This is a genomic window from Bifidobacterium adolescentis ATCC 15703 (assembly GCF_000010425.1).
Classification (GTDB): domain Bacteria; phylum Actinomycetota; class Actinomycetes; order Actinomycetales; family Bifidobacteriaceae; genus Bifidobacterium; species Bifidobacterium adolescentis.
Genome location: NC_008618.1, coordinates 1,619,290 through 1,644,737, shown reverse-complemented (window position 1 = coordinate 1,644,737; position 25,448 = coordinate 1,619,290). Strand labels below are relative to the sequence as shown.

At 63.0% G+C, this 25,448-nt stretch carries 13 protein-coding genes; 11 read left to right on the top strand and 2 right to left on the bottom strand.

Annotation, left to right across the window (positions count from 1 at the left end):
* Nucleotides 1–151: 151 nt before the first annotated feature.
* From BAD_RS06930 to dapB, 4 genes are all read left to right on the top strand, one after another.
* Nucleotides 152–4,231, top strand: coding sequence for a PD-(D/E)XK nuclease family protein (locus tag BAD_RS06930; protein WP_041777400.1), 4,080 nt, complete (start codon nucleotides 152–154; stop codon nucleotides 4,229–4,231).
* 26 nt (nucleotides 4,232–4,257) lie between these two features.
* Nucleotides 4,258–8,328, top strand: a complete 4,071-nt coding sequence (locus BAD_RS06925) for an ATP-dependent DNA helicase (protein WP_011743623.1) — start codon at nucleotides 4,258–4,260, stop codon at nucleotides 8,326–8,328.
* A 173-nt stretch (nucleotides 8,329–8,501) separates the two neighbouring features.
* Nucleotides 8,502–9,875, top strand: coding sequence for an MFS transporter (locus BAD_RS06920; protein ID WP_011743622.1), 1,374 nt, complete (start codon nucleotides 8,502–8,504; stop codon nucleotides 9,873–9,875).
* Nucleotides 9,876–10,045: 170 nt separating this feature from the next.
* Nucleotides 10,046–10,798 (top strand): 4-hydroxy-tetrahydrodipicolinate reductase, encoded by a 753-nt coding sequence (gene dapB / locus BAD_RS06915; RefSeq protein WP_041777399.1) that lies wholly within the window; start codon nucleotides 10,046–10,048, stop codon nucleotides 10,796–10,798.
* Between the two features lie 77 nt (nucleotides 10,799–10,875).
* On the opposite strand, the gene BAD_RS06910 is transcribed toward dapB, so the two are convergent.
* A complete protein-coding gene (locus tag BAD_RS06910) occupies nucleotides 10,876–11,166 on the bottom strand; it encodes a metal-sensitive transcriptional regulator (protein WP_003806707.1) in 291 nt (96 codons plus the stop codon).
* A 139-nt stretch (nucleotides 11,167–11,305) separates the two neighbouring features.
* On the opposite strand from BAD_RS06910, the gene BAD_RS06905 reads away from it, so the two are divergent.
* On the top strand, nucleotides 11,306–14,257 hold the full coding sequence (locus tag BAD_RS06905; protein WP_041777539.1) for a heavy metal translocating P-type ATPase: 2,952 nt from the start codon (nucleotides 11,306–11,308) through the stop codon (nucleotides 14,255–14,257).
* A 100-nt stretch (nucleotides 14,258–14,357) separates the two neighbouring features.
* On the opposite strand, the gene BAD_RS06900 is transcribed toward BAD_RS06905, so the two are convergent.
* Nucleotides 14,358–15,023 (bottom strand): dihydroorotase, encoded by a 666-nt coding sequence (locus tag BAD_RS06900; protein WP_231837029.1) that lies wholly within the window; start codon nucleotides 15,021–15,023, stop codon nucleotides 14,358–14,360.
* A gap of 383 nt (nucleotides 15,024–15,406) precedes the next feature.
* Between BAD_RS06900 and BAD_RS06895 the strand changes: the two genes are divergently transcribed.
* From BAD_RS06895 to glmM, 6 genes are all read left to right on the top strand, one after another.
* Nucleotides 15,407–16,324: a MurR/RpiR family transcriptional regulator gene (locus tag BAD_RS06895; RefSeq protein WP_231837015.1), complete on the top strand. Its 918-nt coding sequence runs from the start codon at nucleotides 15,407–15,409 to the stop codon at nucleotides 16,322–16,324.
* Between the two features lie 73 nt (nucleotides 16,325–16,397).
* On the top strand, nucleotides 16,398–17,702 hold the full coding sequence (locus BAD_RS06890; protein ID WP_041777398.1) for an MFS transporter: 1,305 nt from the start codon (nucleotides 16,398–16,400) through the stop codon (nucleotides 17,700–17,702).
* An 85-nt stretch (nucleotides 17,703–17,787) separates the two neighbouring features.
* Complete coding sequence (gene dapA, locus BAD_RS06885; protein WP_041777397.1) at nucleotides 17,788–18,678, top strand: 4-hydroxy-tetrahydrodipicolinate synthase; 891 nt, start codon at nucleotides 17,788–17,790, stop codon at nucleotides 18,676–18,678.
* A 109-nt stretch (nucleotides 18,679–18,787) separates the two neighbouring features.
* Nucleotides 18,788–20,767, top strand: coding sequence for a ribonuclease J (locus tag BAD_RS06880; RefSeq protein ID WP_011743615.1), 1,980 nt, complete (start codon nucleotides 18,788–18,790; stop codon nucleotides 20,765–20,767).
* A gap of 87 nt (nucleotides 20,768–20,854) precedes the next feature.
* Nucleotides 20,855–23,464: an aminopeptidase N gene (pepN, locus tag BAD_RS06875; RefSeq protein WP_011743614.1), complete on the top strand. Its 2,610-nt coding sequence runs from the start codon at nucleotides 20,855–20,857 to the stop codon at nucleotides 23,462–23,464.
* A 603-nt stretch (nucleotides 23,465–24,067) separates the two neighbouring features.
* On the top strand, nucleotides 24,068–25,447 hold the full coding sequence (gene glmM, locus BAD_RS06870) for a phosphoglucosamine mutase (protein WP_011743613.1): 1,380 nt from the start codon (nucleotides 24,068–24,070) through the stop codon (nucleotides 25,445–25,447).
* The last annotated feature ends 1 nt before the right edge of the window (nucleotide 25,448 follow it).

Genomic DNA, 25,448 nt, shown 5'->3' with positions numbered 1-25,448 from the left:
ATTCCGCATCGCGGATTGTTCGCAGGTTTTTGTCCCTTCTGGCTGACCGCTTTTTTGGGGCGTCTGTTGTGTTTGTCCGGCTGCGTTGTCCGGCCGTTTTGTCCGGTGATATATGAGTGCAGGACGGACCGTTCGGCTAAGCTGGGGAGACATGATGGATGTGGACGATCTCGATGACGTGACATTGGTTGCGGGGGCACCCCGCAGCGGCAAGACCCGGTTCGCGCTGGACATGCTGGTCGCCGCGATGAAGCGGCATGGCGACGCGTACGCCGTGATGACGGTCTCCGGCAGACAGGTGGCCGACCGGCTCGGCGACACCGTGATCCGCGAACTGTCCGCGATCTCGCAGGCGCGCCCCGTCACCACCCTGCCAGCCGTCGCGTTCCGCATCATGACCGCCGTGCGATCGCATGCCGGACAACCCCTGCCGAAACTGCTCAACGGGGCCGAACAGGACGTGGTCATCCGCCGTGTGCTCGCCAGGCATGCCGAACATGCCGAGCACGGCGACGAATGCTCCACCTGCGCGCTATTGCGCACCTACTTCGTGGTCGCCGACTGGTCGGGCATGGTGGTGGACGACGCCACCGACGCCTTCGCCAACCAGCTGCGCGACATGCTTGCCCGCATGAACGAGATCGGCGCGAAACCGGAACTCGAAGACGCGCTGATTTCCCGCGCTGCCGACGAGCACGGCACGCTCGACGAACGACGCGAACGACTGCGCGTGCAATGGCGGCTCGCCTTCGCGCTGCGCGCCGAATACAACCAGGCCATCAACGAGGCATATCCGGACCAATACCGTCTCGACGCCTCGCAGCTCATGATCGACGCCGCGGCCGCCGTGAACGAAGCCGAAACGTCCGACCTGCCGAAACTCGTCATCGTCGACGATTTCCAGGACGCCACACTCGCCGGCTTCGACTTTCTCACCGCATTGCGCAACCGTGGCGTGCGTCTGCTGCTCGTCGGCAACCCCGACGAGGCGGTGCAGACGTTCCGCGGATCGTACCCTGAATATCTGTTCAACATGGCGCAATCGCGATTGGGCGCGCGACTGGTACGGCTGGAACCGTCCCATATGGCCGAAGGCACGGACCTGGCCGCGGTGACGAGCCGCGTGAGCCTGACCATCGCCAGCACGGAATCGACCGACGACGCGCTGGCGAACCGCCCCGGCAAAATGCCGGCCATCGCCATACCGGAGACGCACGACGGCAGTCTTGAAGCCGCGATGTACCGTTCCACCGTCGAAGAACTCGACGACGTGGTGTGGAAAATCAAAACCGAACATCTCGAACACGGCCGCGACTGGAACGACATGGCCGTGATCGCCCACGACAACGCCACCGTGCGCACGTTCGGCGAACGGCTACGCGCCGACGGCGTGCCCGTACGCTATTCGAGCGTGACCCGCCCCCTCAAGGACGAACCGTTCGTGCAGGGCCTGTTCTCCATGATCGAACTGGCCGAACTGAAACGGCAAGGCATCGCCACCTCGTCCATGAACCTCGACACGGCCGGCGCATACGTGCGCTCACGCGTCGCATCAATCATGAACTCGCCGCTGATCACCACCCCCGGCGAACGTCCGGCTCGGCTGTGCGTGGTCGAATCGGCGATGAACGCGCTCGGCTCGCTGGCCACGGTTTTGCATGACGATACAGCCGATCCGACCACGTCCGACACGTCCGGACGCGCGCTGCTGCCACAGCTGATCGACGATTGGAACGATTACGTCGAAGCCTTCCACACCGCACGCGCGGCGGCATCGGCGTCGGACGCGGAAAACGCTGCCGACATGGGCCTGCCGGCAATCGACACCGACGACCGGCTGATGACGGGAGAGCGTGCCGCTGAGGACGCGGACGAACCATCCTTCGGCATGAACGCGCTGTACATCCTGCTATTGGAAGGCGACACCGACCGCGTGCTCGACGCGATCGCCTCCGTACTGGGCCGCAAAGACCCCCAAGCGCAAGCCTTCGCACGCCTGTGGAAAGCGCTCGACGATACCCTGCGGTCGGAGGCACGCCTGACATCCCACGAACCGCAATACATGCTCGACTGTGCATGGCAGGCGTTCGGCAAAGCCGAAATCTGGCAGAAAACGGCGTTGCGCAACAACGCCGAAGGCCGCGCGGCCAACGACCGGCTCGACACCGCGATGCGCCTGTTCAGCTACGCGTCCGGCGGCGAATCGAACGGCGTGACGGCAGCGCACACCATCGACGCGTTCATCGAACAGGTCCGCGCGCTCGCCATCGAAGCCGACTCCCTGGCGCACACCGCGCCGATCGATCAGGCCGTGACGCTCACCACGCCCGCCGGAGCTGCCGGAAAACATTGGAAACTAGTATTCATGCCTGCGTTCCAACAAGGCCAATGGCCGAACCTCTCACCGCGCAACACCCTGTTCGGCGGGGAGGAACTCGCCGACATCATGCTGCATGGACGACTGTCCGACGACATCGTCACCTCCGCAGGCCGCGAAAACGCGCAGCTCGCCGCGGTGCTCGCCTCCGAACAGAAAAGCCTCCTTGTGGCGCTCACCCGCGCCGATGAGCGCGTGACGGTAAGCGCGGTCCTCAACGAAGACCATGTGCCGTCCGACTTCCTCTACGGCTACCTGCCGGAATGGTTCGACCGCGACCGGGATGCCGATGCGGAAACACGCGTGTACACGGCGGTCGGCGAGGCCGGCGAATACGCGGGACTGGAGGCCGACCCGCGTGGCCTGGTCGCCGCCGCGCGAAGCGTGCTGGCCCATGCGCCGGCCGATTCCCCCCAAGCGCGCGATGCCGCGCAAGCCTTGGCGTTGTTGGCATCGCATGGCATCGCCGCCGCGAATCCCGACAATTGGGCGTTCCTTACGGGACATGCGGGAGCCGACGATATGACGGAAATCGACGGCAAGATGGAATCTGACGGAAAAACGGAGCATGCCGACAAGGCGAAGCTTATCGAACAACCGGAATCCATCGAAAAAACAGACGGCCAATCCGACGTGGTCACCCTTTCTCCATCCGCCGTGGACAGTTTGTGGGCGTGCCCGGTGTGCTGGATGCTGGAGAACCGTTTCGCCGGCCCACGCATGGGCAGCGCGGCCACCAGCTTCGGCTCGCTCATCCACACCGTCGCGCAACAGGCCACCGAAGCCGGCCTCGACCTGCCCCAAAACCACACCGCAGTAAGCGACGAGGACAACATCGACGAAATCACCCAATGGATGATCGGCCGATACAAGACCCTACGTGGCGACCTCAACGCCATCGACGACCCCGAGGAACGGTACAAGGCGCTCGGCAAGGACGCGAAGGCGTCGGTCGCATTGCGCAACATCGCCACATATTTCGTCAAGTCGAACCGTACGGGATACCCGTCGAACAACACCGAAAACATCACCGTGGGAACGTTGGACCATGCCGAAGCGGAACGGCAGTTCGCCGCGCGATTCGACTTCGATGACATCCTCGACGCCTACAACGCCATCGACGGCAACGCTCCGATCTCCCGCGACGAACTCATCGCCATCATGGGCGCGCTCGTCGGCGGCTGGCCGGAAACCGGCATGAGCGACCGGCTCACCGTACGCCTGTCGGGCAGAATCGACCGTCTTGAACACCGCCGTACCGCCGACGGCCGCGAACAGGTACGGCTGATCGACTACAAAACCGGCAAAGTGCCGAACGGACGCTCCCTGTTCAGCGACCTGCAGCTCGTCTGCTACCAGCTGGGCCTCGCATTCCCGGAACACGGCGGAAAACGCGGCGCGCAGGCGATCGCAACCATGCCGGACATCACCCAAAGCGCCCTGTTCCACGTCATGGAATACGCGGCCCCCGCGCCACGCAAAGGGCAAGGCGACGAAGCGTACCACCAGCAGGCGCTGTTCGCCGGCGGAAGCATCAACGCGGGCGATTTCATACCCCGCAAATACGTGCCCAAAATGGCCAGCGTCTTCACCAGCGGCCTCGACGACGTCGAACGGCCGGCGCAGGTCAGCGAAGAACATTGGAAGCAACTTCTGGAATCGCGGTCGAAGATGACGGTATGGTCGCTGACCATGATCTCCCGCGTCTTCTATGCGGCCGCGGCGAGCCGGGCCACCCGCATCACCGCGCGTCCGACCGTGGAACACGTCGGATACTGCAGAACGTACGGCAGTGGGGTCTGCCCGGCCTGCCAAGGCGAGCAGAACACCGTATTCGAAAGGACCGTGGCATGAACGGGAGTAACGGTATGAACGGAAGCATGTCAACGAACGGGGCCGCCGCAAAGGGCGATGCGATGGGCACTGTGCCGGCCGCCACGCCGAAATTCACCGACAGTCCGGAACAGGCCGCCGTCATCCAAGCCCCCTCATACGAGGACGTGGTCGTGGTGGCGGGCGCCGGCTCCGGCAAAACCTACACCATGACCCGCCGCATCATCACCCTCATCGACCAGGGCATCAGTCCCGAGAAGATTCTGGGCCTGACCTTCACGCGCAAAGCCGCCTCCGAACTGCTTTCGCGCGTCTCCGCTGCCGTGACACGCAACCAAGCCGGACGCGGTACACGCGTCGCCTTCCTCAAACCGGAAGTCTCCACCTATGACGCGTTCTTCCAAACCATCGTGCGCCAATACGGCCTGCTCGTCGGCTTCGACCAAAACACGCAGCCATTGAGCGAAGCCGGAGCGCTGCAGCTCATCCACACCGTGCTCGACAAGCACATGGACCAGCTCATGGCCTTCGACCAAGGCGGCGACGAACTCGGCAAATTCTCCACCATCGCCGGCAACGTGTTCACCCTATCCAACGCCATCGCAGGAGCCATGATCGGCAGCGACTGCACCAGCTTCGACGAAGCCGTGGAACGCGTGCGCGCATGGGATAAGGCGTTCGTGGCGCAAGTGGCCAAAGCGCTTGAAGACGAGGACGTTCCCGATGACGAGCCGAAAGTGGGCAAGGCTCCGAAACAGAAGAAAAAGGAATCCGACACCGCCTTCGAAACCCGCATGCGCGAATACCGCGCCCAATGCCACCAACTCTGCGTCTACAAGACCGCGCAATTGGCCGGCACGGCCCGCAAACGCGACCTGCTACTCGACCTCGTGGCCGACTACCACGCCGAAAAACGCGCCCTCAACATGGCCGAATTCAGCGACTTCACCATCGCCGCATTCCAACTCGTCACCCGATTCCCCTCCATCGGAGCCACCTACCGCAAACGCTACACGCACGTGCTGCTCGACGAATACCAAGACACCTCCACCACGCAGGCGGCCCTCCTGACCGCACTGTTCCACGCCGATTCCACCCATCGCAGCGCGGTGAACGCCGTCGGCGACCCCTTCCAATCGATCTACGCATGGCGAGGAGCCAGCCCAGGCGCATTCCGCATGCTGCAACACGACTTCGGCCACGACGCCACCGACAAGCCCTACACGCTGACCGTCACCCGACGTAACTCGCGCATGGTGCTCGAAGCGGCCAACAATCTGACGAAACCATTGCGCCTGCCCGCCAGACGTCGCGGCAGCTCGCTTATGCGCGAAGTGGACGTGCCCCCGCTCGCCAACATCGACAATGCTCCCGAAGGTACGCTCGGCGTGCTCGGCTACGCCACATTCGGCCAGGAAATCGACGCCATCGTACGCTTCGCCAAACAAGCGATCGCACTGCACATGCCAACCGAAAACGAGCTCGCCGACGGAGCCAAAGACAACCGTCCGCACGTGGCGCTCCTGTTCCGCTCCAAAACGCAGATGCCAGCCTACGAGGACGCACTGGAACAAGCCGGCCTCACCACACTCGTCGTCGGCCAGGCCGCACTCCTGGAACGTCCCGAAATCAAAGACATCCTCGCCCTGCTGCACGTCGTATGCGACCACACCGACAGCGCCGCGCTCATGCGGCTGCTCGCCACGCCACGATTCGGCCTGTCCGCCGACGATCTGCAGGCGCTCGCCGGCATCGCCGAACGGCTCAACACCGCGCAACGCTACCGCGCGCTCGTGTCGGCCGGCATCGTGGAGGCGGATGCGAATCCGTCCGACGCCGACATCCGCGCCACCGTGCGCGCCTACCGCGACCAAGTGCCCAACGCCGTCTTCCTGATCGACGTGCTGCTGCGCGGCGATCTGCGGCACCTCGTCGACGGCGTATTGAGCCGTACGGGAGCCGCGAGCGTCATCCACGCCGGTCGCGTCATCCAACAGGTGCAGCGCACGGCCGGCCATCCGTTGCCGGAAGTGGTACGCACGGCCATCACCGCGCTCGGACTGGACATCGACCTGCTGCTCGCCGAACGGATGCGGCATCCGGATGCCGGCAATCGTGCCACATCGCATGCCGCTTCGTCACTCGACGCGATGCTGTCTCTGGTGGACACCTACTTGCAGGAAATCGCCGCGCAGGGCACGCCAAGCCTGCGCGCGTTCATCTCGTGGGTGGATTCGCTGCGTGACGCGTCCGACGACAACGCCACCGCACCAGATACCCCCGTCGATGTGGTGCTCATGACCGTGCACCAGTCGAAAGGCCTGGAATGGGACGCCGTGGCCGTGGTCGGCATGCGCGACGGCACCTTCCCGTCCAGTCAAGGCGACCACCTGAGCGTCAAAACGGACGAAGACCATCCGGGCGGTCGGCGCGACGGCGTATGGGAGCCGCCGGAATACTTCGAAAAAGCCCACACTTGGCTGGAAGACCCGTCCGCGGTGCCGGTTCCGGTGCGCGCCGACGCGGATATCCTGCCACGATTCCCGCACGACGCGCCCATCGGGGGCAATCCCGTGGAATCGCTCGACGGATTGGACGATGCGGAAGTGATCGACGACGAGGTGTTCGGCACCTTGCGAACCATGGCCGTCGACGATATGGAAGGAATGGATCCGGCAAGCCTGTACCTGACGCAACAGGAGGAATACGGCCGCCGACTGCACGCCGACGAACGCCGTCTCGCCTACGTGGCGTTGACGCGCGCCCGCTACGAGGCGCTGCTCGTATACAGCGGATGCAACGAGACGAGCCGCGACTCCCGCCTGGCGGAGGGAAAGAAAAGCGCCGCGCCGTCGAATTTCTGGCTGGAGACGCGCGATTCGATGAACGGAATCGTCACCGCGGTACGCGAACCGGACAACCTGTCCGACGATGTGGACGGCTCCCCGCACACGCTGGGACTTGACCTGCCCGACGGCTATTTCGTAGGCGAACACGCCCGCGATTTCGAGAATGCCGTGGTGGGCGATGCGTGGAACACGCCGCTCGAACCGGTCTCGGACGACCATACTTTGCCTTGGCCGTGCGATCTGAGCGCCGATGTCGCCGACAAGCTGCGTGCCGCGGCCGAACAGGTACGTGCCGTCGAATCCAACGAACCGAATATCGCTGAATCCACGGGAACGCAGGGCGACGTTGCCGATGAATCCGCCACGCCATCGCCGGAAACCGGAAACTCACTGCTGCGTCTCGCCAAACTGCTCGTCGCCGACGAACATCTCATGCCGGAACCGGACGCGGCTGACGCAGGCGAATCGCAGGACGCCTTCGACGAGGCCGTGCGTGCCAAAGGCGAACGTATCCTTGCTGCCGGCCGCCAAAACGTCACCTCGCTGCAAGCGCGCGCCGGTTCCATGGGCGAGCGTGACTCCCGCGCCTACTGGCGTGGTCTGGTCCGTCCGATTCCGCACGTCGCCTCGCCGGCGGCACAGCTCGGCACGCGGTTCCACGCATGGGCTGAGCGTTTCATCATGGCGGATGCGGACGTCGACGGCATCGGCGGTACGGAAGGTGCTGCCGGTATGGCCGCGCAGTCGCGTGCGGAACTGATCGCATTGATAGGTGATACGCAAGTCGACGCGGACAACGGCGGCGTGCAATCGCAGGACGCCCAATTGCGAGACGAACGGAAACTGGCCGCTTGGCAGCGTCGTCTCGTCGCTTCGCCGTGGGCAAAACGACGTCCAGCATGGGCGGAACGCCAGCTCGTCGTCGACATGCCCCAGCTCGGCACCATCGTCAACGGCAAACTCGACGCGGTGTTCTTCGGCGGTCTCGACGAAACGGACGAGACGAAACGCTACACCGTGGTCGATTGGAAAACCGGCGTAAAACCACGCAAACCGGACGAAATCAAAGAGAAACTCGCACAGCTCGACCTGTACCGCCTGCTGCTCGCGGCGATGGAAGGGGTGCCGTTGGATGCAATCGACGCCTGTCTCTACTATGTGAGTGAGCCTCACGAGGCCGACCGGGAGCTGGATGCCCCCGACAAAACAGAAGAAGAGATCCTTGCCGAGTTGAGCTACGGAATTCCGCAGCAATCCGACAACGACTAGTGCCGGTGCGCAATGGCTCCTTGACCGAAGAAAGCGGGGGAGCGGCGCTTTCCGGCCTGCCTGCGGGAGAAACCGCTATGCAGGCAGCGTTGTGGAGGAACGCCGCTACCCTCGTGCAGCATGTGTGGGCGGGCGCACATGCCGGACGCAACAACAGTTAAGGAGTTTCGATCATGGCTGCGAATGACGCAACCGTCAGCCCGAATACATCACCGGACACCGCATCGCCGTATGCGCGGCTGTTCTCCATACCTGGAACGAAAGCGTTCTGCGCGTCCGGTGCCGTCGCACGACTGCCGATGTCCATGATGGGACTCGGCATCGTGCTCGCACTCAACCACATGTACGACAATTGGACGATCGCCGGCGTGATGAGCGCCGCATACGTGCTCGCCACCGCAGCCGTCACACCGTTGTACGCGCGCCTGTTCGACCGGTTCGGCCAACGCAAGGTCGGTCCGGTGGTATTGACGGTGCAGGTCATCGTCATGCTGGGCTTCGCGTTCGCCGCACTGATGCGCGTGCCGATTCCGCTGCTGTTCGTACTGGCCGTGGTCATGGGTATGACGCAGTTCGCGTTCGGCGCGCTCGTACGTACCCGTTGGGCGTATGTGCTCGACCGCGCCGGCAAGGGGGAGCTGCTCAACACCGCGTACGCGCTCGAATCCGCCATCGACGAAATCGTATTCATCTTCGGACCGATTCTGGCGGCGTTCCTGGCCGCGTCCGTGCACCCCGTATCGCAGCTGTTCGTGCCGACCATCGCCTGCGCGGTCGGCGGTGCCGTGTTCTTCGCGCTGCGCGACACGCAACCGCCGGTATTGCGCGAAATCACGGTCGTCGCGGCCGATGCCGACGATGCGGACGTGCGATTGGCGGCCGCTGGTGCCGCTGCGAACGGTACTGCTGGTACCGCTGCTTCCGCGAATCGTTTCGACCTCGACCGGCTCAAGACGGACGGCCGCGACCGCAACAAGCGCAATGTGCTCACCTATGCGGGCGTGCTGCCGCTCCTCGCCGTGTTCATCGTGTTCAACATGGCGTTCACCGCGTTCGACACGTCCATGACCGCCGTCATGAAATCGCTGCACCTCGACTCCGTGCTCGGCGTGCAGCTGGCCATGCTGGCCGTCGGCTCCTGCATGGGCGCGCTGGTCTTCGGCTCGCGCGAGCTCAAAGGCTCCCGTTGGCGTCACATGATCATGTTCCTCGCGTTGATGACCGTCGGCTTCGTGGTGATCCACCTGTGCCAGGGCAACCTGATCGTGATGGGACTGGTGGAGATCCTCACCGGCCTGACCATTTCGCCGGTGTTCGCCTCCGGCAACCTCCTCGTCAAGGAGACCGTGCCCGAGGAATCGCTCACCGAAGGCCTGTCCTGGGTGAGCACCGCCGGCACGATGGGTGCGTCGTTCGGCTCCATGATCACCGGCATCGTGCTCGACCATTTCAATCCAAGCGTGGGATTGAGCCTGCCCGCCGTGTTCGTGGGCTGTTCGATTCCGTTCGCGCTGATTGGCTGGCTGCTGGCGCGTCGCCGCGGCTGACCGACGTTCGATCGTCAAGCGTCATAGCCGCCTGCCTTCGCGTCGAAGCGTCTCTTTAGATTCATAAGTGGAACACGTTATGGACGCGGACACGCGATTTCGAACACATGCGCACGGCAAACGTACGACATGCGCAACATGCGCGTCCGCGAAAACATCAAGGAGCTGCAATGATCAAGGTTTCCGTAGTCGGTGCCAAAGGCCGCATGGGCTCGCACGTGGTCGACGCCGTCAATGCCGCCGCCGACACCGAACTCGCGCTCGCGCTCGACGCAGGCGACGACCTGGCCGCAATTACCCCCGAAAACACCGACGTCGTGGTGGAATTCACCGTGCCGAGCGTGTCGCTGGGCAATGTGCTCGCCCTCGTCAAGCAGGGCGTCGACGTGGTGGTCGGCACCACCGGCTGGACCGAAGAGAAGCTCGACCAGGTGCGTGCCACGCTCGCCGCGGCTCCGCGTGAGGGCCAGAGCGTGTTCATCGCGCCGAACTTCGCCATTTCCGCGGTGCTCGCCGACCATTTCGCAAAGGTCGCGGCGCCGTATTTCGAATCCGCGGAAGTCATCGAACTGCACCACCCGACCAAGGTGGACGCTCCGTCCGGCACCGCTTTCCATACCGCGCAGGGCATCGCCGAAGCGCGCAAGGCGGCCGGTCTCGGCCCGGTTCCGGACGCCACCGAAACCGACGGCGGTTCCCGAGGCCAGGTGGTGGACGGCATCCACGTGCACGCTGTGCGTCTTCGCGGCCTCAACGCCCACGAGGAGGTGCTGTTCGGCAACTCCGGCGAACAGCTGACCATCCGCGCCGACAGCTTCGACCGCATCTCCTTCATGCCGGGCGTGCTGCTGGCCGTGCGCAAGGTCTCCACCGGAACCTACCCGGGTCTGACCGTCGGCCTCGACCACTTCCTCGACCTGTAATCGTAATTCTTTTTTCAAACTGCCGATGGGTGCATGTGTCTTCCGTCGGCAGTTTTTTTATGGCGTATCTGTTCCGATTATTTGGCAAGGCGTGCGATGGCGGCGCTGACTTCCGCCAGCTTTTCGTCGGCGACGGTACCGCCCTCCGCCGCGGCTTTGGCGACGCAATGGTGCAGATGGTCGTCGAGCAGCAGTAGCGCCACCGACTTCAGCGCGCTGTCCGCTGCGGAAATCTGCGTCAGAATGTCGATGCAGTATTCGCCGTTTTCCGTCATCTGCCGAATGCCGCGCACCTGCCCTTCGATGCGATTCAATCGTGCGATGATCCTCTTCTGGTCGCTTGCGTACCCATGTTGTGTGGCGTTCATATCGTCCTCCTCGCTGCGCTGAAAATTTTATCTACGGCTGAAGTTTGCTCGTCCTTCTTGCCAATATACCCTATAGGGGTATATTGTGATGGTGTTTGCCGAAATCGAAAGCCAATTACGGACGGAAGGCGGCTGGAATATGCACATCGCAATCGCGCTTATTATGGCGCTGCTCGTCACGGCGGGCGTGCTGTGGTTCTTCTTCGCACCGCGCAAAGCGTATCGTGCGCCGTTGCGCGACGGCGTGCAGGAAGCGGTCGTCGAAGTCAAAGGCGGGTATAACCCAGCCGTCATCGAAGCCGAAGCGGGCATGCCGTTGCGGCTGATCTTCGATCGCAAGGAAGACGGCGAATGTTCGTCGCACGTCGTTTTTTCCGATTTCGGGGTCGATCTTGCGCTGCCCGCCTTCCGCACGACCACGCTGACGTTGCACCCCGATGAGCCGGGTGAGTATCCCTTCGCATGCGGCATGAACATGCTGCATGGCATGTTGCGTGTGCTGCCGGGCAGGCACGCAGGCGCCGGTGCTGACGCTACCGCCGGTATCGCAACTACCGCTGCCAATACCAGCATGCCCGATTCTGGCAATTCAGACATGCACTCGACTACGGGCGGTGGCCACACGTCCGATTCTGATGAAACAGACGCACAGACCGCGCAAAAAAACGCCCAAACGCCCGATTCCGGCGAAACGGACATCCGCGCCCTCGTCGCCCGTCTCGTCGTGGCCGCCGTCTGCACGATTCCCGTGTTCGGCTCCACCATGCTCATGCTGTATCCGATGCCGAACTGGCTGCAATTCCTGCTGATGCTGCCGATTGTCGGCTATGCGGCATTGCCGATTTTCCGCAGCGGTTTCGCCGCGATAGCCCACCGCTCGCCGGAGATGAACGCGCTCGTCAGCCTTGGTGCGCTGGCCGCATTCGCCTACTCCTGCGTGGTCACCTTCGCACCGAACGTCCTGCCCGAGAACGCGCGCGAACCGTATTTCGAAGCGGTCGGTGTGGTCGTCACGCTTATGCTTGTCGGCCAGCTGCTCGAAGCGCGCGCCCGCAAAGGCACCGGTGAAGCCATGCGCGCATTGGCGGGTCTGCAACCGAAAACCGCCCGCGTGGTGCGAGACGGCAAGGAAACCAGCATCGCCATCGATGACGTGCGCGTCGGCGATGTCATCGCCATCCGTCCCGGCGAGCAGCTGCCGGTCGACGGCATCGTCATATCCGGCACCTCCACCGTGGGCGAATCGATGATCACCGGCGAAGCCATGCCGGTCGCCAAAACCGAAGGCAGCGAAGTGACGGGCGCCACCATCAACGGCGGCGGCTCGCTGCGCTACCGCGCCACGAAAGTCGGCAAAGACACCGTGCTCGCGCAGATCATCGACATGGTGACCGCCGCACAAAGCTCGAAAGCCCCCGTGCAACGATTGGCGGACCGTATCTCCGGCGTTTTCGTGCCGGCCGTGGTGCTCGTCGCCGTATGGTCGTGCGCGCTGTGGTTTGCGTTCGGCCCCGAACCGCGTGTCACGCACGCGCTGGTCGCCGCGGTATCGGTGCTGCTGATCGCCTGCCCGTGCGCGCTCGGACTGGCGACGCCCCTGTCGGTGACGGTCTCGACCGGTCGCGCGGCTCGCATGGGGGTGCTGGTCCGTTCCGCCGAAGCGTTGGAAACATGCGGCAAAGTCAATGCCGTTGTATTGGATAAGACCGGCACGATCACCGCCGGCAAACCCACCCTCACCGACGTGCTGCCGTTCGGCAAGTGGCGTCGGCAGGCCGATGATTTCCTGACGATCGTCGCCGCCGCCGAACGTGATTCCGAGCATCCGCTCGCTGTCGCGATCGTCGCGACCGCCGCGGAACATGTCGATGCCGCGGATGCCGCGCAAACCACCGATTTTCAGGCGATTGCCGGCCGTGGCGTCACCGCGCGTGTCACCTTCCGCGGTCTGCCGCACACCGTCGCCGTCGGCAACACCGACCTGATCGACGACCTTGACGTCGACATGCCCGACGTTACGTCCGATACCTCCGAAATTGCCTCCGAGACCATCCACGATACGAACCTCGACGCCATCATCGCCGACATGGAACTCCTGTCGCAGCAAGGCAAAACGCCGATCCTAGCGGCCATCGACGGCCATCTCGCCGGCATCGTCGCCGTCGCCGACGTGCCGAAAGCCGACTCGCGCCAAGCCATCGAACTGCTCCGCAAACGTGGCGTCGAAGCCGTCATGCTCACGGGAGACAATCCGACCACCGCACGCGCCATCGCAAGCCAGGTCGGTATCGACGAACGTCATGTGATCGCCGGCGTGCGGCCGGAACGCAAGGCCGACGAAATCGCAAAACTCCAATCGCAAGGCTATACGGTGGCGATGGTCGGCGACGGCATCAACGACGCGCCCGCCCTCGCCCGAGCCAACGTCGGATTCGCCATCGGCACCGGCACCGACGTGGCCGTCCAATCCGCGGATGTGACACTGATGGGCGGATCGCTCATGGGGCTCGTGCACGCGCTCGACCTGACGCATGCCGCCATGCGCAACATCGCGCAGAACCTCGGCTTCGCACTCGGCTACAACAGCATCGGCATCGCGATCGCGGCCGGCGTGCTGTATCCGTTCACCGGAACGCTGCTGAATCCGATGATCGCCGGCGCCGCGATGGCGTTCTCGTCGTTGTGCGTGGTGACGAACGCAAGCCGGCTGCGCCTGTTCGATCCGGACGCGGAGGCGGCGAAAAACAAGACGTATCGGGTACGCAAGCCCGATCCGAGCAAAAATAATGGCAACCAGCACAGTCGGAAAGGAACGATCATGGGACTGTTCAGCGATCACAAGGCCAAGAAGGAAGCCGAGAACATGGGCACGATGGGCGCCGGACACTGCTGCGGCGGTCATGACGGCCACGGCATGGCTTCGAATATGGGCGATTCCGCGGCGAACGTTGCGAAGGACCCGGTTTGCGGCATGAGCGTCGATCCGGCCACCGCGGCCGCAACCCGCGAATACGGCGGCGTCACCTACTACTTCTGCAACCCCGGTTGCGCCGACAAGTTCGCCCAGAACCCGGCCGCCTACCTGGGCTGAGACCTGATTCTCGTCCGTCCCCAATCTGCCGACATCGAATGACATCCGGCCATCGGCGGGTTGGGGATTTTTGTTGAATGGTTGATTTATGGATTCCGATTCACGGACGAACGATAAGATTCCCCTCCCGCACTCCGGAGAGCGCGTCCCGCCCCGCTACAAACGTGCGCGTGACGACGCCGTTAAGCGTCATGCCATCGCAGGCGCAGATCGGATTGCGGCTTTCCAAAGCGGTAGCATCCACAACAAACCGTTCGTACGGGCGAATAATCGCCAAATCGGCCCGCAATACCGGCGTTATATCGCCACGATCGTCAAGTCCCACAAGCCGTGCGGTGTTGCACGACATCCACCGCACGACGTCGGTCAAACTCAAGCCGCGCCGCATCGCACCCGTCAACACCGCGCGGAATCCGACCTGCAGACTGGAAACGCCACCCCACGCGGTGGCGAGCGTGCCGGCTTTCATATCCGCGCTGGCCGGGGAATGATCGGTGACGACACCATCCAACGTGCCGTCGGCAAGCCCCGCCCATAGCGCGTCCTGCTCATGCAGATCACGAATCGGCGGACAGCATTTGAACGCGGTGGCGTTGTCGGGAATATGGTCGCAATCCAACGTGAGGTAATGCGGACAGGTCTCCGCGCTGACCGGCAGTCCTTCGGCCTTCGCCCGCCGCAGCACGTCCACGCTCAGACCGCTGGACACGTGCAGAATATGCGTGCGGCAGCCGGTGCGTGCCACCAGCCGTACGATCTTGCGCACCGCGTTCGCCTCGCATTCGGCCGGGCGCGATGCCGGTTCAACAGTGTTCGCAACAGTCGGGGATTTTGTTGCCGCGTTAGTCGCCCATTTCGCTGGTTTGGCACCGTTTCTTCTATGCCGAATCCGCCCGATATGCGATGTTGATTGTGTGGGGTAATCTGTTTTTGCCATGGTCGGTCATCTCCTGATGGTGGGTCGCGTTGCCAAGAGGCGCCGCCACTGCCTGTGATGGATGCATTTCAGTGCTTACGGCATCTGAAATTCTTCATTCGTCGTGACAGTTGTCGGCGGCCAAACCTGGTGAAACCCGGAAAGCAAGGGGTAGCATCGTCAGGAGAACGGATGCGCCGCGTGAGAATGTACTGCAGGGAAGGGCGATGAGCGTGACTTCTGGAATTATGCTTTCAGACAATATGGGGGCTTCGAAGGACGCCATGGACGAGGAAGGCAATGCTGCCGCGGACCTCGGCTTGGTGGCGCGCATCCGGGAATCCTTCGATTCGCTGACTGCGACGGAACGTGAGGCCGCGCAGTTCATTCTGGGTCATCTGACCGACGTGCTGGTCTGCAATTCCGTGGAATTGTCGCAGTTGAGCGGCATCTCGCAGCCGACGCTCAGCCGCCTGTACCGCAAGCTCGGCTATGCGAACGCGGGCGAATTCAGACGTGACGTGCGTCGCGTCCATCGTCCTGGCTCTCCGGAGCTTTCACGGCACACCCAGTGCGACGATTTGGTCGCCGACCATCTGCGCCGTGACGAGGAAAGCCTGAAACGCACGTTTGAAGGCATCGACCGCGCGCAACTGTCATCCGCATGCCAAGCCATGGCCACGGCCCCGCATGTGGCGGTGGTCGGGTACCACAGCAGCTATCCCGTGGCGCTGCACATGCGCGAACAGCTGATGCGGCTACGCGGAAACGTTGATATTCTGCCGAATCCAGGCCAGTCCATAGCCGAAGATCTGGTTGATTATGCGGCAGGCGACGTAATCGTCATCATCGGCGTGGGCCGGCGTCTTCCCTTCTTCTCACGGCTCATCGACGTGATGCTTGAGCGCGGCCTGACCGTGGTGGTGATTGGCGACATTTCGGCGCGCAACGCCGTCATCGGCCGTAACGTCGCCTTCTTCAAAGTGGTGCTGAGCTCCCACGTGCTGACGAGCTTCACCGCGGCGTTCGCCCTGATCGCCCTGATGGTGGACGAAGTCGGAAAATGCCTCGTCGATACCGAAGACGAGGTGCACGCGCGTATCGAAGGCATCAACGATTGCTTCGATGCGCTCAATGAGCTTGAAGATTGATAGGGAAAATCTAGGCGTGGCACGTCCCGTTGGAACGGCGGTAAACGGAAGTGGAAGCGGGAATGGGAACGGAATGAATTCAAAACGAAACATGCTGGCGTACGACCGGTCCTCCACCGGATTGTGGGTGGCTTTGATTTTCCTCGTATCGCTGAATCTGCGGCCCGCCATCGCCGCCGTCGGGCCGGTCCTCGCCCAAATGGGAACCGACCTTGCGTGGGGTGAGGGCGTGCAGGGCGTATTGACGGCGATTCCGCTGATCGCCTTCGCCGTGGTCAGCCCGCTGGTCACGTTCCTTGCACGCCGCATCGGCATCGACATGTCGATTCTGCTGGCCCTGCTGTGCATCGCGGCGGGCGACGCCATCCGCTCGTTCGGCGGCGGCGTTGGCATCTGGCTGGGCACGGTGGTGTTCGCTTCCGCCATCGCCGTCGGCAACGTTCTGGTTCCGGTAATCGCGAAACGTGACTACGCCGGCCATGTCGCGATGGCGACCGGCGTCTATTCCGGCTGCATCACCGCCGGCAGCGCCACCGCAGGTTTGCTGTCCGCGCCGCTTGCGCAGATGTGGGGCGGTTGGCGTGCGTCACTCGCCTTCTGGAGTGTGCCTCCGCTGGTTGTCGCCGCGCTGTGGGCGTTGCGTATCCTGCACAATCGCAAAGTCGTTATCGCTTCCGCCGGCGGCACCATCGAAACCAGCGATACTGGCGATATCGATGATATTGGCGATCGCAGCACGACGGCCAACGCACAAAACCCGCATTCCGCACAGCGACCGGCATGTTCCGCGCAATCGTCGCATGGCGTGTTCGCCCGCGTGCTGCGCCGTCCGATGACGTGGTACGTGACGGCCTTCATGGGGCTGCAATCGTCCGCTTTCTACACCATGTCCAATTGGATGCCGTCCATCTCCGCATCCATCGGCTACGATGCCTCCACCGCCGGCGTGCATCTGTTCATCTTCCAAGGCATCGGCATCCTTTCCGGCTTGGTCATTCCTAAGCTCATGAACGTGCGCGGCAACCAGGTCTGCGCGGCGCTCACCGCCAGCGCTCCCATGCTGATCGCCGGCCTTGGCATGCTGCTGTTGCCGCATCTCATGCCGGTATGGGCGTTCGTCGGTGGTTGCGCGCAGGGCGCGTCCCTGGTGGTGGCGCTCGCACTGATCGCGCTGCGCGGGCATGACAGCGCCGAAACCGTGGTGCTGTCGGGCGTCGCGCAGTCGTTCGGCTATCTGATCGCCTCGCTCGGCCCGCTTATGTTCGGCGTGCTGGTCCAGACCACCGGCGGCCATCATGTGCCGCTGATGGTGTTCACGTTCGTCGCTTTCCTGCAGTGCGTCGTCGCGGTCGTCGTCGGCAGGCCTTCCAAAATGTGACTTTTCGCGTCTCATGAAATCGAAAGCGTCCGCAGAGGGAAGTACCGTTAGCCGTATGACAAGCCCTAAGACTGACGACGGTACAATGCATCTGCTCGATCCTGCTCCCTTCGGACGTATCCTTCCGGCCATGGTCACCCCCATGAAGGCCGACGGAGCCGTAGATTTCGAAGCCGCGCAACAGCTGGCGAGGCAGCTCGTGGCGGATGGTGCCGACGGTCTTGTGGTCAACGGCACCACCGGCGAATCGCCGACCACCCATATGGAGGAGAAGGTCGAGCTGGTTCAGGCCGTCAAGGAGGTCGTGGACGTGCCGGTCATTTCCGGCGCCGGTTCCAATGACACCGCGCACACCGTGCGCATGGTGGAGCAGACCCAGGAGGCGGGCGCCGACGCGGTGCTCGTGGTCGCCCCGTATTACTCCCGTCCGTCGCAGGAGGGCGTGTTCCGCCACTACAAGGCGGTCAACGATTCCGCGGACAAGCCGATCATCGTCTACGATGTGCCGAGCCGTACCGGACTGCACATCCAGCTGGAAACCTACCGTCGTATGGCCGAGCTCGACCACGTCCAGGCCGTCAAGGACGCCACCGGCGACATCGCAGGCGCGGTGCGCAAGCGTATGGAGACCGGTCTGACCTGGTATTCGGGCGATGACGGCCTGTTCCTGCCGTTCCTGTCCGTCGGCGCCGTCGGCATCATCTCTGTGATCGCACACGCGGCCGCCGGTCCGATGCGTGACCTCGCCAACGCGTTCGACCGTGGCGATATCCACGAAGCGCAGCGCATCTCCGTGCAGCTGGCGCCGCTCGTCGAAGCGATGAACGGCAATGGCTTCCAGGCCGTGATGGCCAAGGCCTCGCTGAAGGTGCGTGGAATCCTCGACTCCACCGAAATGCGCCTGCCGAACGTCGGTCCGGGCGAAGCGGAACTCGTGCGCGCGGAAAAGGGCATGCGCGCCGCGGGACTGCTGTGAACCGAATCGCATGATGCGACTGGCCTGTCGCGCATGAACGCCGACAGGCACCCAAATTCCTCGTTTCCGCATAGGCGGAGACAATTAGTAATAGAAATCCAACTAGGAAATGGCTACAGAAGAAACCACAAAGACAACAACACACAAGCGCGGCAGCAAGGCTGCCAAGCGCACTGAAACCGCAGTCAAGGCATCCAAGACCACCAAGGCCGCGAAGTCCGAGAAGACCGCCACCAAGAAGGCCAAGTCCTCCACCCGCAGCCGTGGCAACGGTGGCTCGCGCAACGGCGGCTCCCGTGGATTCCGTGGCGGCAACGGTTCGAACCGTCGCCCGTCGCATTCCGCGCCGCAATCCACCGCGCCGCAGCAGGACGAGGTGCTGATCGCCCCGCCGAAGTACCGCAAGGGCTCCATGCGCATCGTGCCGCTCGGCGGTCTGGGTGAGATCGGCCGCAACATGAACGTGGTCGAATACAATGGACATATCCTGCTCATCGACTGCGGCGTGCTCTTCCCGGAAGAGGAGCAGCCGGGCGTGGACCTCATCCTGCCTGACTTCCACTACATCAAGGACCGTCTCGACAAGGTCGAGGCGCTCGTGCTCACCCACGGCCACGAAGACCACATCGGTGGCGTGCCGTACCTGCTCAAGCTCCGCCCGGACATTCCGCTGATCGGCTCCAAGCTCACCCTCGCCTTCGTTGAGGCCAAGTGCAAGGAACACCGCATCAACCCGACGCTCGTCGAGGTCAAGGGACGCGACAAGCTCAAGGTCGGCCCGTTCAACCTGGAATTCGTGAACGTCACGCACTCCATTCCGGACGCGCTCGCCGTGTTCGTGCAGACCCCCGCCGGCTCTCTCATCGACACCGGCGACATCAAGCTCGACCAGCTGCCGCTCGACCACCGCATCACCGATCTGGTGGAATTCGGCAAGCTCGGCGAAAAGGGCGTGGACCTCCTGATGATGGACTCCACCAACGCCGAGGTCCCGGGCTTCGTCAAGCCGGAGACCTCCATCGGTCCGGCGCTCGACCAGGCGTTCGCACAGGCCACTCGCAAGATCATCGTGGCCAGCTTCTCCAGCCACGTGCACCGCGTGCAGCAGGTCGTCGACGCGGCCCACAAGTACGGCCGCAAGGTCGTGTTCGTCGGACGTTCCATGGTCCGCAACATGTCCATCGCAGCAGATTTGGGCTACCTGCGTCTGCCCGAGGACACTGTCATCGACCTGAAGCAGGCCCATGACGTGCAGGACGACAAGCTCGTCTACATGTGCACCGGCTCCCAAGGCGAGCCGATGGCCGCGCTCGGCCGCATCGCCGACGGCAACCATCGTGACATCACCATCAACGAGTTCGACACGGTGATCCTCGCCAGCTCCCTGATCCCAGGCAACGAGCATGGCGTCTACAAGGTCATCAACAAGCTCGTGCAGCTCGGAGCCCGCGTGGTCAACCGAGACAACGCCGCCGTGCACGTCTCCGGCCACTGCAACGAAGGCGAACTGCTGTACATGTACAACATCGTCAAGCCGAAGTGCGCCATGCCTATCCACGGCGAAAACCGCCACTTGGTGGCCAACGGCATGATCGCCGTCAAGACCGGCGTCGATCCGCAGAACGTCGTGCTGGCCGAAGACGGCGACGTCGTCGACCTGTACCACGGCCAGGCCGCGGTCGTCGGCTCCGTGCCGTGCGGCTACGTCTACGTCGATGGCGATTCCGTCGGCGAACTGACCGACGAAGAACTCGAGAAGCGCCGCATCCTCGGCACCGAAGGCTTCGTGTCCAGCTTCGTGGTCGTCGACACCGAGACCGCGGATGTCATCACCGGTCCGAAGATCTACCTCAACGCGGTCGCGGAAGACGAAAGCGAGTTCGACAAGGTCCGTCACCAGATCGTCGAGCAGCTGCAGGACGCGATGATGCAGGGCACGCGCGACACCTACAAGCTGCAGCAGATCATGCGACGCACGCTCGGCGGCTGGGTGGCACGACAGCTGCACCGCAAGCCGATGATCGTCCCCGTCGTCGCCGACATCGCGCAGGACGTGGATGACGCGATGGGACTGAACGCCGCGAAATAAGCCGTAAATTTACCATAAATTGAATCAAGGCGACGTGATCGGCACAACTGATCGCGCCGCCTTCTGTTACCAGAAAGAAGGAGTGACATGCCAGGAGCAAACCTCACCCGAATCGAAGCGGAAGAACGCAAAAGCATCATCGCCGCGCCAATCCATTACACGGTCAAGCTTGACCTGACCCGCGGAGCCAAGGATTTCGGCTCCGAAACCACCATCACCTTCGACGCGAAGCCGGGGGAGTCAAGCTTCCTTGACCTCATCGCCAACGAAGTCAGCGAGATCACCCTCAACGGCGAAACCCTCGACCCGACCGAAGCATACGCGGACAGCCGCATCGAGCTGAAGGGCCTCAAGGAGCACAACGAGGTCACCGTCAAGGCGATGTGCCAGTACTCCAACACCGGCGAAGGCCTGCACCGCAGCGTCGACCCGTCCGACGGCAACGTCTACCTGTACACCCAGTTCGAAGTGCCGGACGCCCGTCGCGTCTACGCCGTGTTCGACCAGCCCGACCTGAAGGCCGTGTTCGACTTCTCCGTGCTCGCAGCCAAATCCTGGATCGTCACGTCCAACATGCCCACCTCCTCCGTGACCGACAACGAAACCGTCACCGAGGAAGGCACGCTCGGCGATCACGCCGCCGAAACCACCAAGCTGTGGGTGTTCGAACCAACCCCGACCATGAGCTCCTACCTCACCGCCATCTGCGCTGGACCGTACGCCGAATGGCACACCGAATACGCCAATGAGGACGGCCGCACCGTGCCGATGGCCATGTACTGCCGCCAGGCGCTCGCCAAGGCCTTCAGCAAGGACGTCGACTACCTGTTCGACATCACCAAGAAGGGCTTCGCCTTCTACGCCAAGACCTGGGGCGTGCCGTACCCGTACGCCAAGTTCGACCAGATCTACGTGCCGGAGTACAACGCCGGCGCCATGGAGAACATCGGCATGGTCACCATCCGCGACCAGTACGTGTTCGAATCCAAGGTCACCGACGCCTACGCGGAACGCCGTGTGGTCACCGTGCTGCACGAGCTCGCCCACATGTGGTTCGGCGACTACGTGACCATGAAGTGGTGGAACGACCTGTGGCTCAACGAATCCTTCGCCGAGTTCACGTCCACCCTCGCCACCGCCGAAGCCACCGAATGGAAGGACGCCTGGGCAACCTTCAGCTCCGGCGAAAAGAGCTGGGCGCTGCGTCAGGACCAGCTGAGCACCACCCACCCGATCGTCGCCCCGATCAACGACCTCAACGACACCTACGTCAACTTCGACGGCATCACCTACGCCAAGGGCGCCTCCGTGCTGAAGCAGCTCGTGTACTACGTGGGCCGTGAGAAGTTCTTCAAGGGCATCAACAACTACCTCAACAAGCACGCCTACTCCAACGCCACCCTCGCCGACCTGCTCGCCGAACTGGAACTCACTTCCGGCCGCGACCTGAAGGCGTGGAGCGCCCAGTGGCTTGAGGAATCCGGCATCAACACCATCGCCACCGAAGTCGAAGAGAACGAGGACGGCACCATCAAGCGTCTCGCCCTGCGCCAGACCGCTCCGGCCGAGCATCCCGTGCTGCGCGCCCACCGTCTCGCCGTCGGCTTCTACAACGAGGATCCGGAAACCGGTAAGATCGTGCGCACCGACCGTTTCGAACTGGACGTCGACGGCGAACTGACGGTCGTCGATGCTGCCGCCGGCAAGGCACGTCCGTCGCTGATCCTGGTGAACGACGACGACTTGACCTACACGAAGCTGCGTTTCGACGACAAGAGCCTCGCATTCGCGACAAGCAACCTGTACCGCTTCGACGATGCGCTCGCCCGTTCCGTGCTCTGGCTCGCCCTGTGGGACATGACCCGCGACGGCGAACTGCCGGCACGACAGTTCATCGACACCTCGCTGGCCGCGCTCGCCACCGAACACGAGTCCACCACCTTCCGTTACGCGCTGGCACAGGTCAGCACCACCGCATGGCATTACACCGCTCCGGCAGAGCGTGCCGAGATCGTGAAGCACGTGGCCGCCGAACTGTTCAAGCTGGCGGGTTGGGCCAAGGCCGGCTCCGACGAACAGTTCCAGCTCGTCACCGCCTACCTGGGCTACGGCGAGCCGGGCGACGAGGCGTTCGTCGCCAACGCGAAGGGCCTGCTCGACGGTTCCGTGGCATTCGACGGTCTGGAAATCGACAACAACTTCCGCTGGACCATCATCAACGCGCTGAGCACCGTCAACGCGATCGACCAGGCGGGAATCGACGCCGAACTGGCCAAGCGCGAAACCACTGAGAACCGTGAGTTCGCCTATGGCGCACGCGCCGTGGCCGGTACCGCCGAAGCGAAGGCATGGGCTTGGAACGAGGCCCTGCACAACGACGAGCTGACCAACATGCAGCTCGAGGCTGTGGCCGGTGGCTTTGCGGCCACCCCGCGCGCCGATTTGGCCGAACCGTACGCCGAGAAGTATTTCGAGGTCGCCGACTGGATTTGGGAGCACAAGACCTTCCACATGGCTGAAGCGCTGCTCGAAGGCCTGTATCCGGGCTATGCCGATCCGGCGAAGCTCGTGGAGCTGGGTGACGCCTGGCTCGCCTCCCATAAGGACGCGGACAACGCCTTGCAGCGCATTGTGCGTGGCAACGTCGAGGCTTCTCACCGCACGCTGAAAGTACGCGACTTCAACGCCGCGCTCTGATAGCGCTTTTCTGATGGCGCTTGGAGTATGTGGGGCGATTCGAACGATCTGAACGTTCCGCACACTCCAAGCCGGCATGATTCCGTTTAAGAGTCGGAATGATTCCGTCTGGAAACCGGAACGACCGGAGTGTTCATGCTTAGAGTCCGTCATGTCGTCGCACGACTTTGATTTTGGGTGCGATTTTCAAAGTCATGCGACGGGTATATCGGCATTTATGCCCCCTAATCCCCGGTTTTCGCTTGAAAATAAGGATTAGGGGGCATTTTGCGTCGAAGGCTGTCGCACGAATTTGATTTTGGAGGCATTTTTCAAAGTTGTGCGACAAGCGTGCTGGCTTTCATAACCTCTAACTCTTATTTTTCGCTGATTTTCAACGGAAAATGATAGTTAGGGGGTATTTCTTTATCAAGTGTTGTCGCACGACTTGATTTTCCGCCTTGAAATCAAAGTCGTGCGACACGAAAAGGGCATTGCGCGCCGTGAAATGCTTTGAATTGTGAAGTGTTATGCGATTGCGTCGTCACCTGCTGGTTTCGGCGGCACGGTTGAGTACGATAGGTCACGGAAATATCGTTTGCAGATAGCGAGGATTTGAGACTCATGCCACGTATGTTCGGAACCGACGGCGTTCGAGGATTGGCGAATAGGGATTTGACGGCACAGCTGGCGCTTGATTTGGGTGACGCCGCGGTGCGCGTGCTGGGCGATGACGAGCGGAGCGAATTCGAAAGCCGTCGCCGTGCGCTGGTCGGTCGTGATACACGAGTTTCCGGCGATTTCCTCGCCGCCGCATTGTCCGCTGGCATGTCCGCCGGCGGCTTCGACGTGATCGACGCCGGCATCATCCCGACGCCGGGCGTCGCATACCTGACGTCCGTGCTCAACGTGGAAATGGGCGCGGTGATCTCCGCATCCCACAATCCGATGCCCGACAACGGCATCAAGTTCTTCGCCCGCGGCGGCTTCAAGCTGCCCGACACCAAGGAAGACGAGATCGAAGCGGTGCTCGGCCAGGATTGGGATCGTCCTACCGGCGCCGGCGTGGGTCGTGTCAGCCATGACACCGCCACCGCAACCAACCTGTACATCGACCATCTGGTTTCCGCCATCGCGCCGGTCGGTCCGGACAAGTCGCAGCCGACGCCGCTGAAGGGCCTGAAGATCGTGGCCGATTGCGCGAACGGCGCCACGTCCGTGGTCGCTCCGGAAGCCTTGCGCCGCGCCGGCGCCGACGTGACCGTCATCAACGCGTCGCCGGACGGCTACAACATCAACAAGAACGCCGGCTCCACCCATCCTGAGCAGCTGCAGGCCATGGTCAAGGCCTCCGGCGCCGTCATGGGCGTTGCCTTCGATGGCGATGCCGACCGTTGCCTTGCCGTGGATGAGGACGGCAACATGGTCAACGGCGATCAGATCATGGGCATTCTGGCGCGCGCCAAGAAGAACGCGGGCAAGCTCAACCATGACACCCTCGTCGTGACGGTGATGAGCAACCTCGGTCTGAAGTTGGCCCTGCGTTCCATGGGCATCAAGACCGTGCAGACCAACGTGGGCGACCGTTACGTGCTTGAAGAGATGCTGCGAGGCGATTATTCGCTCGGCGGCGAGCAGTCCGGCCACGTGATCAACCGCGAATTCGCCACCACCGGCGACGGCACCCTGACCGCGCTCACCCTGTGCAACGAGGTCGTCAAATCCGGTAAGAGCCTGAAGGAACTGGCCGCCGACTTCCCGCAGCTGCCGCAGACGCTCATCAACGTGCCGAACGTGGACAAGATGGCCGCCAAGACCAACGCCAAGGTGCAGGCCGCGGTGGAACGCGAAGAGAAGCTGCTGGGCGACACCGGCCGCGTGCTGCTGCGTCCGTCCGGCACCGAGCCGCTCGTGCGCGTCATGGCCGAAGCCGAAACCCAGCAGCAGGCAGACGAAGTGTGCGATCGCCTCGCCAAGGTCGTCGCCGACGAACTCACCCTGTAAG

Excerpts from the sequence above, each read along its gene's own strand:
- BAD_RS06930 (WP_041777400.1), top strand. The coding sequence starts at position 152 with ATGATGGATGTGGACGATCTCGATGACGTGACATTGGTTGCGGGGGCA.
- BAD_RS06925 (WP_011743623.1), top strand. The coding sequence starts at position 4,258 with ATGTCAACGAACGGGGCCGCCGCAAAGGGCGATGCGATGGGCACTGTG.
- BAD_RS06920 (WP_011743622.1), top strand. The coding sequence starts at position 8,502 with ATGGCTGCGAATGACGCAACCGTCAGCCCGAATACATCACCGGACACC.
- dapB (WP_041777399.1), top strand. The coding sequence starts at position 10,046 with ATGATCAAGGTTTCCGTAGTCGGTGCCAAAGGCCGCATGGGCTCGCAC.
- BAD_RS06910 (WP_003806707.1), bottom strand. The coding sequence starts at position 11,166 with ATGAACGCCACACAACATGGGTACGCAAGCGACCAGAAGAGGATCATC.
- BAD_RS06905 (WP_041777539.1), top strand. The coding sequence starts at position 11,306 with ATGCACATCGCAATCGCGCTTATTATGGCGCTGCTCGTCACGGCGGGC.
- BAD_RS06890 (WP_041777398.1), top strand. The coding sequence starts at position 16,398 with ATGAATTCAAAACGAAACATGCTGGCGTACGACCGGTCCTCCACCGGA.
- dapA (WP_041777397.1), top strand. The coding sequence starts at position 17,788 with ATGCATCTGCTCGATCCTGCTCCCTTCGGACGTATCCTTCCGGCCATG.
- BAD_RS06880 (WP_011743615.1), top strand. The coding sequence starts at position 18,788 with ATGGCTACAGAAGAAACCACAAAGACAACAACACACAAGCGCGGCAGC.
- pepN (WP_011743614.1), top strand. The coding sequence starts at position 20,855 with ATGCCAGGAGCAAACCTCACCCGAATCGAAGCGGAAGAACGCAAAAGC.
- glmM (WP_011743613.1), top strand. The coding sequence starts at position 24,068 with ATGCCACGTATGTTCGGAACCGACGGCGTTCGAGGATTGGCGAATAGG.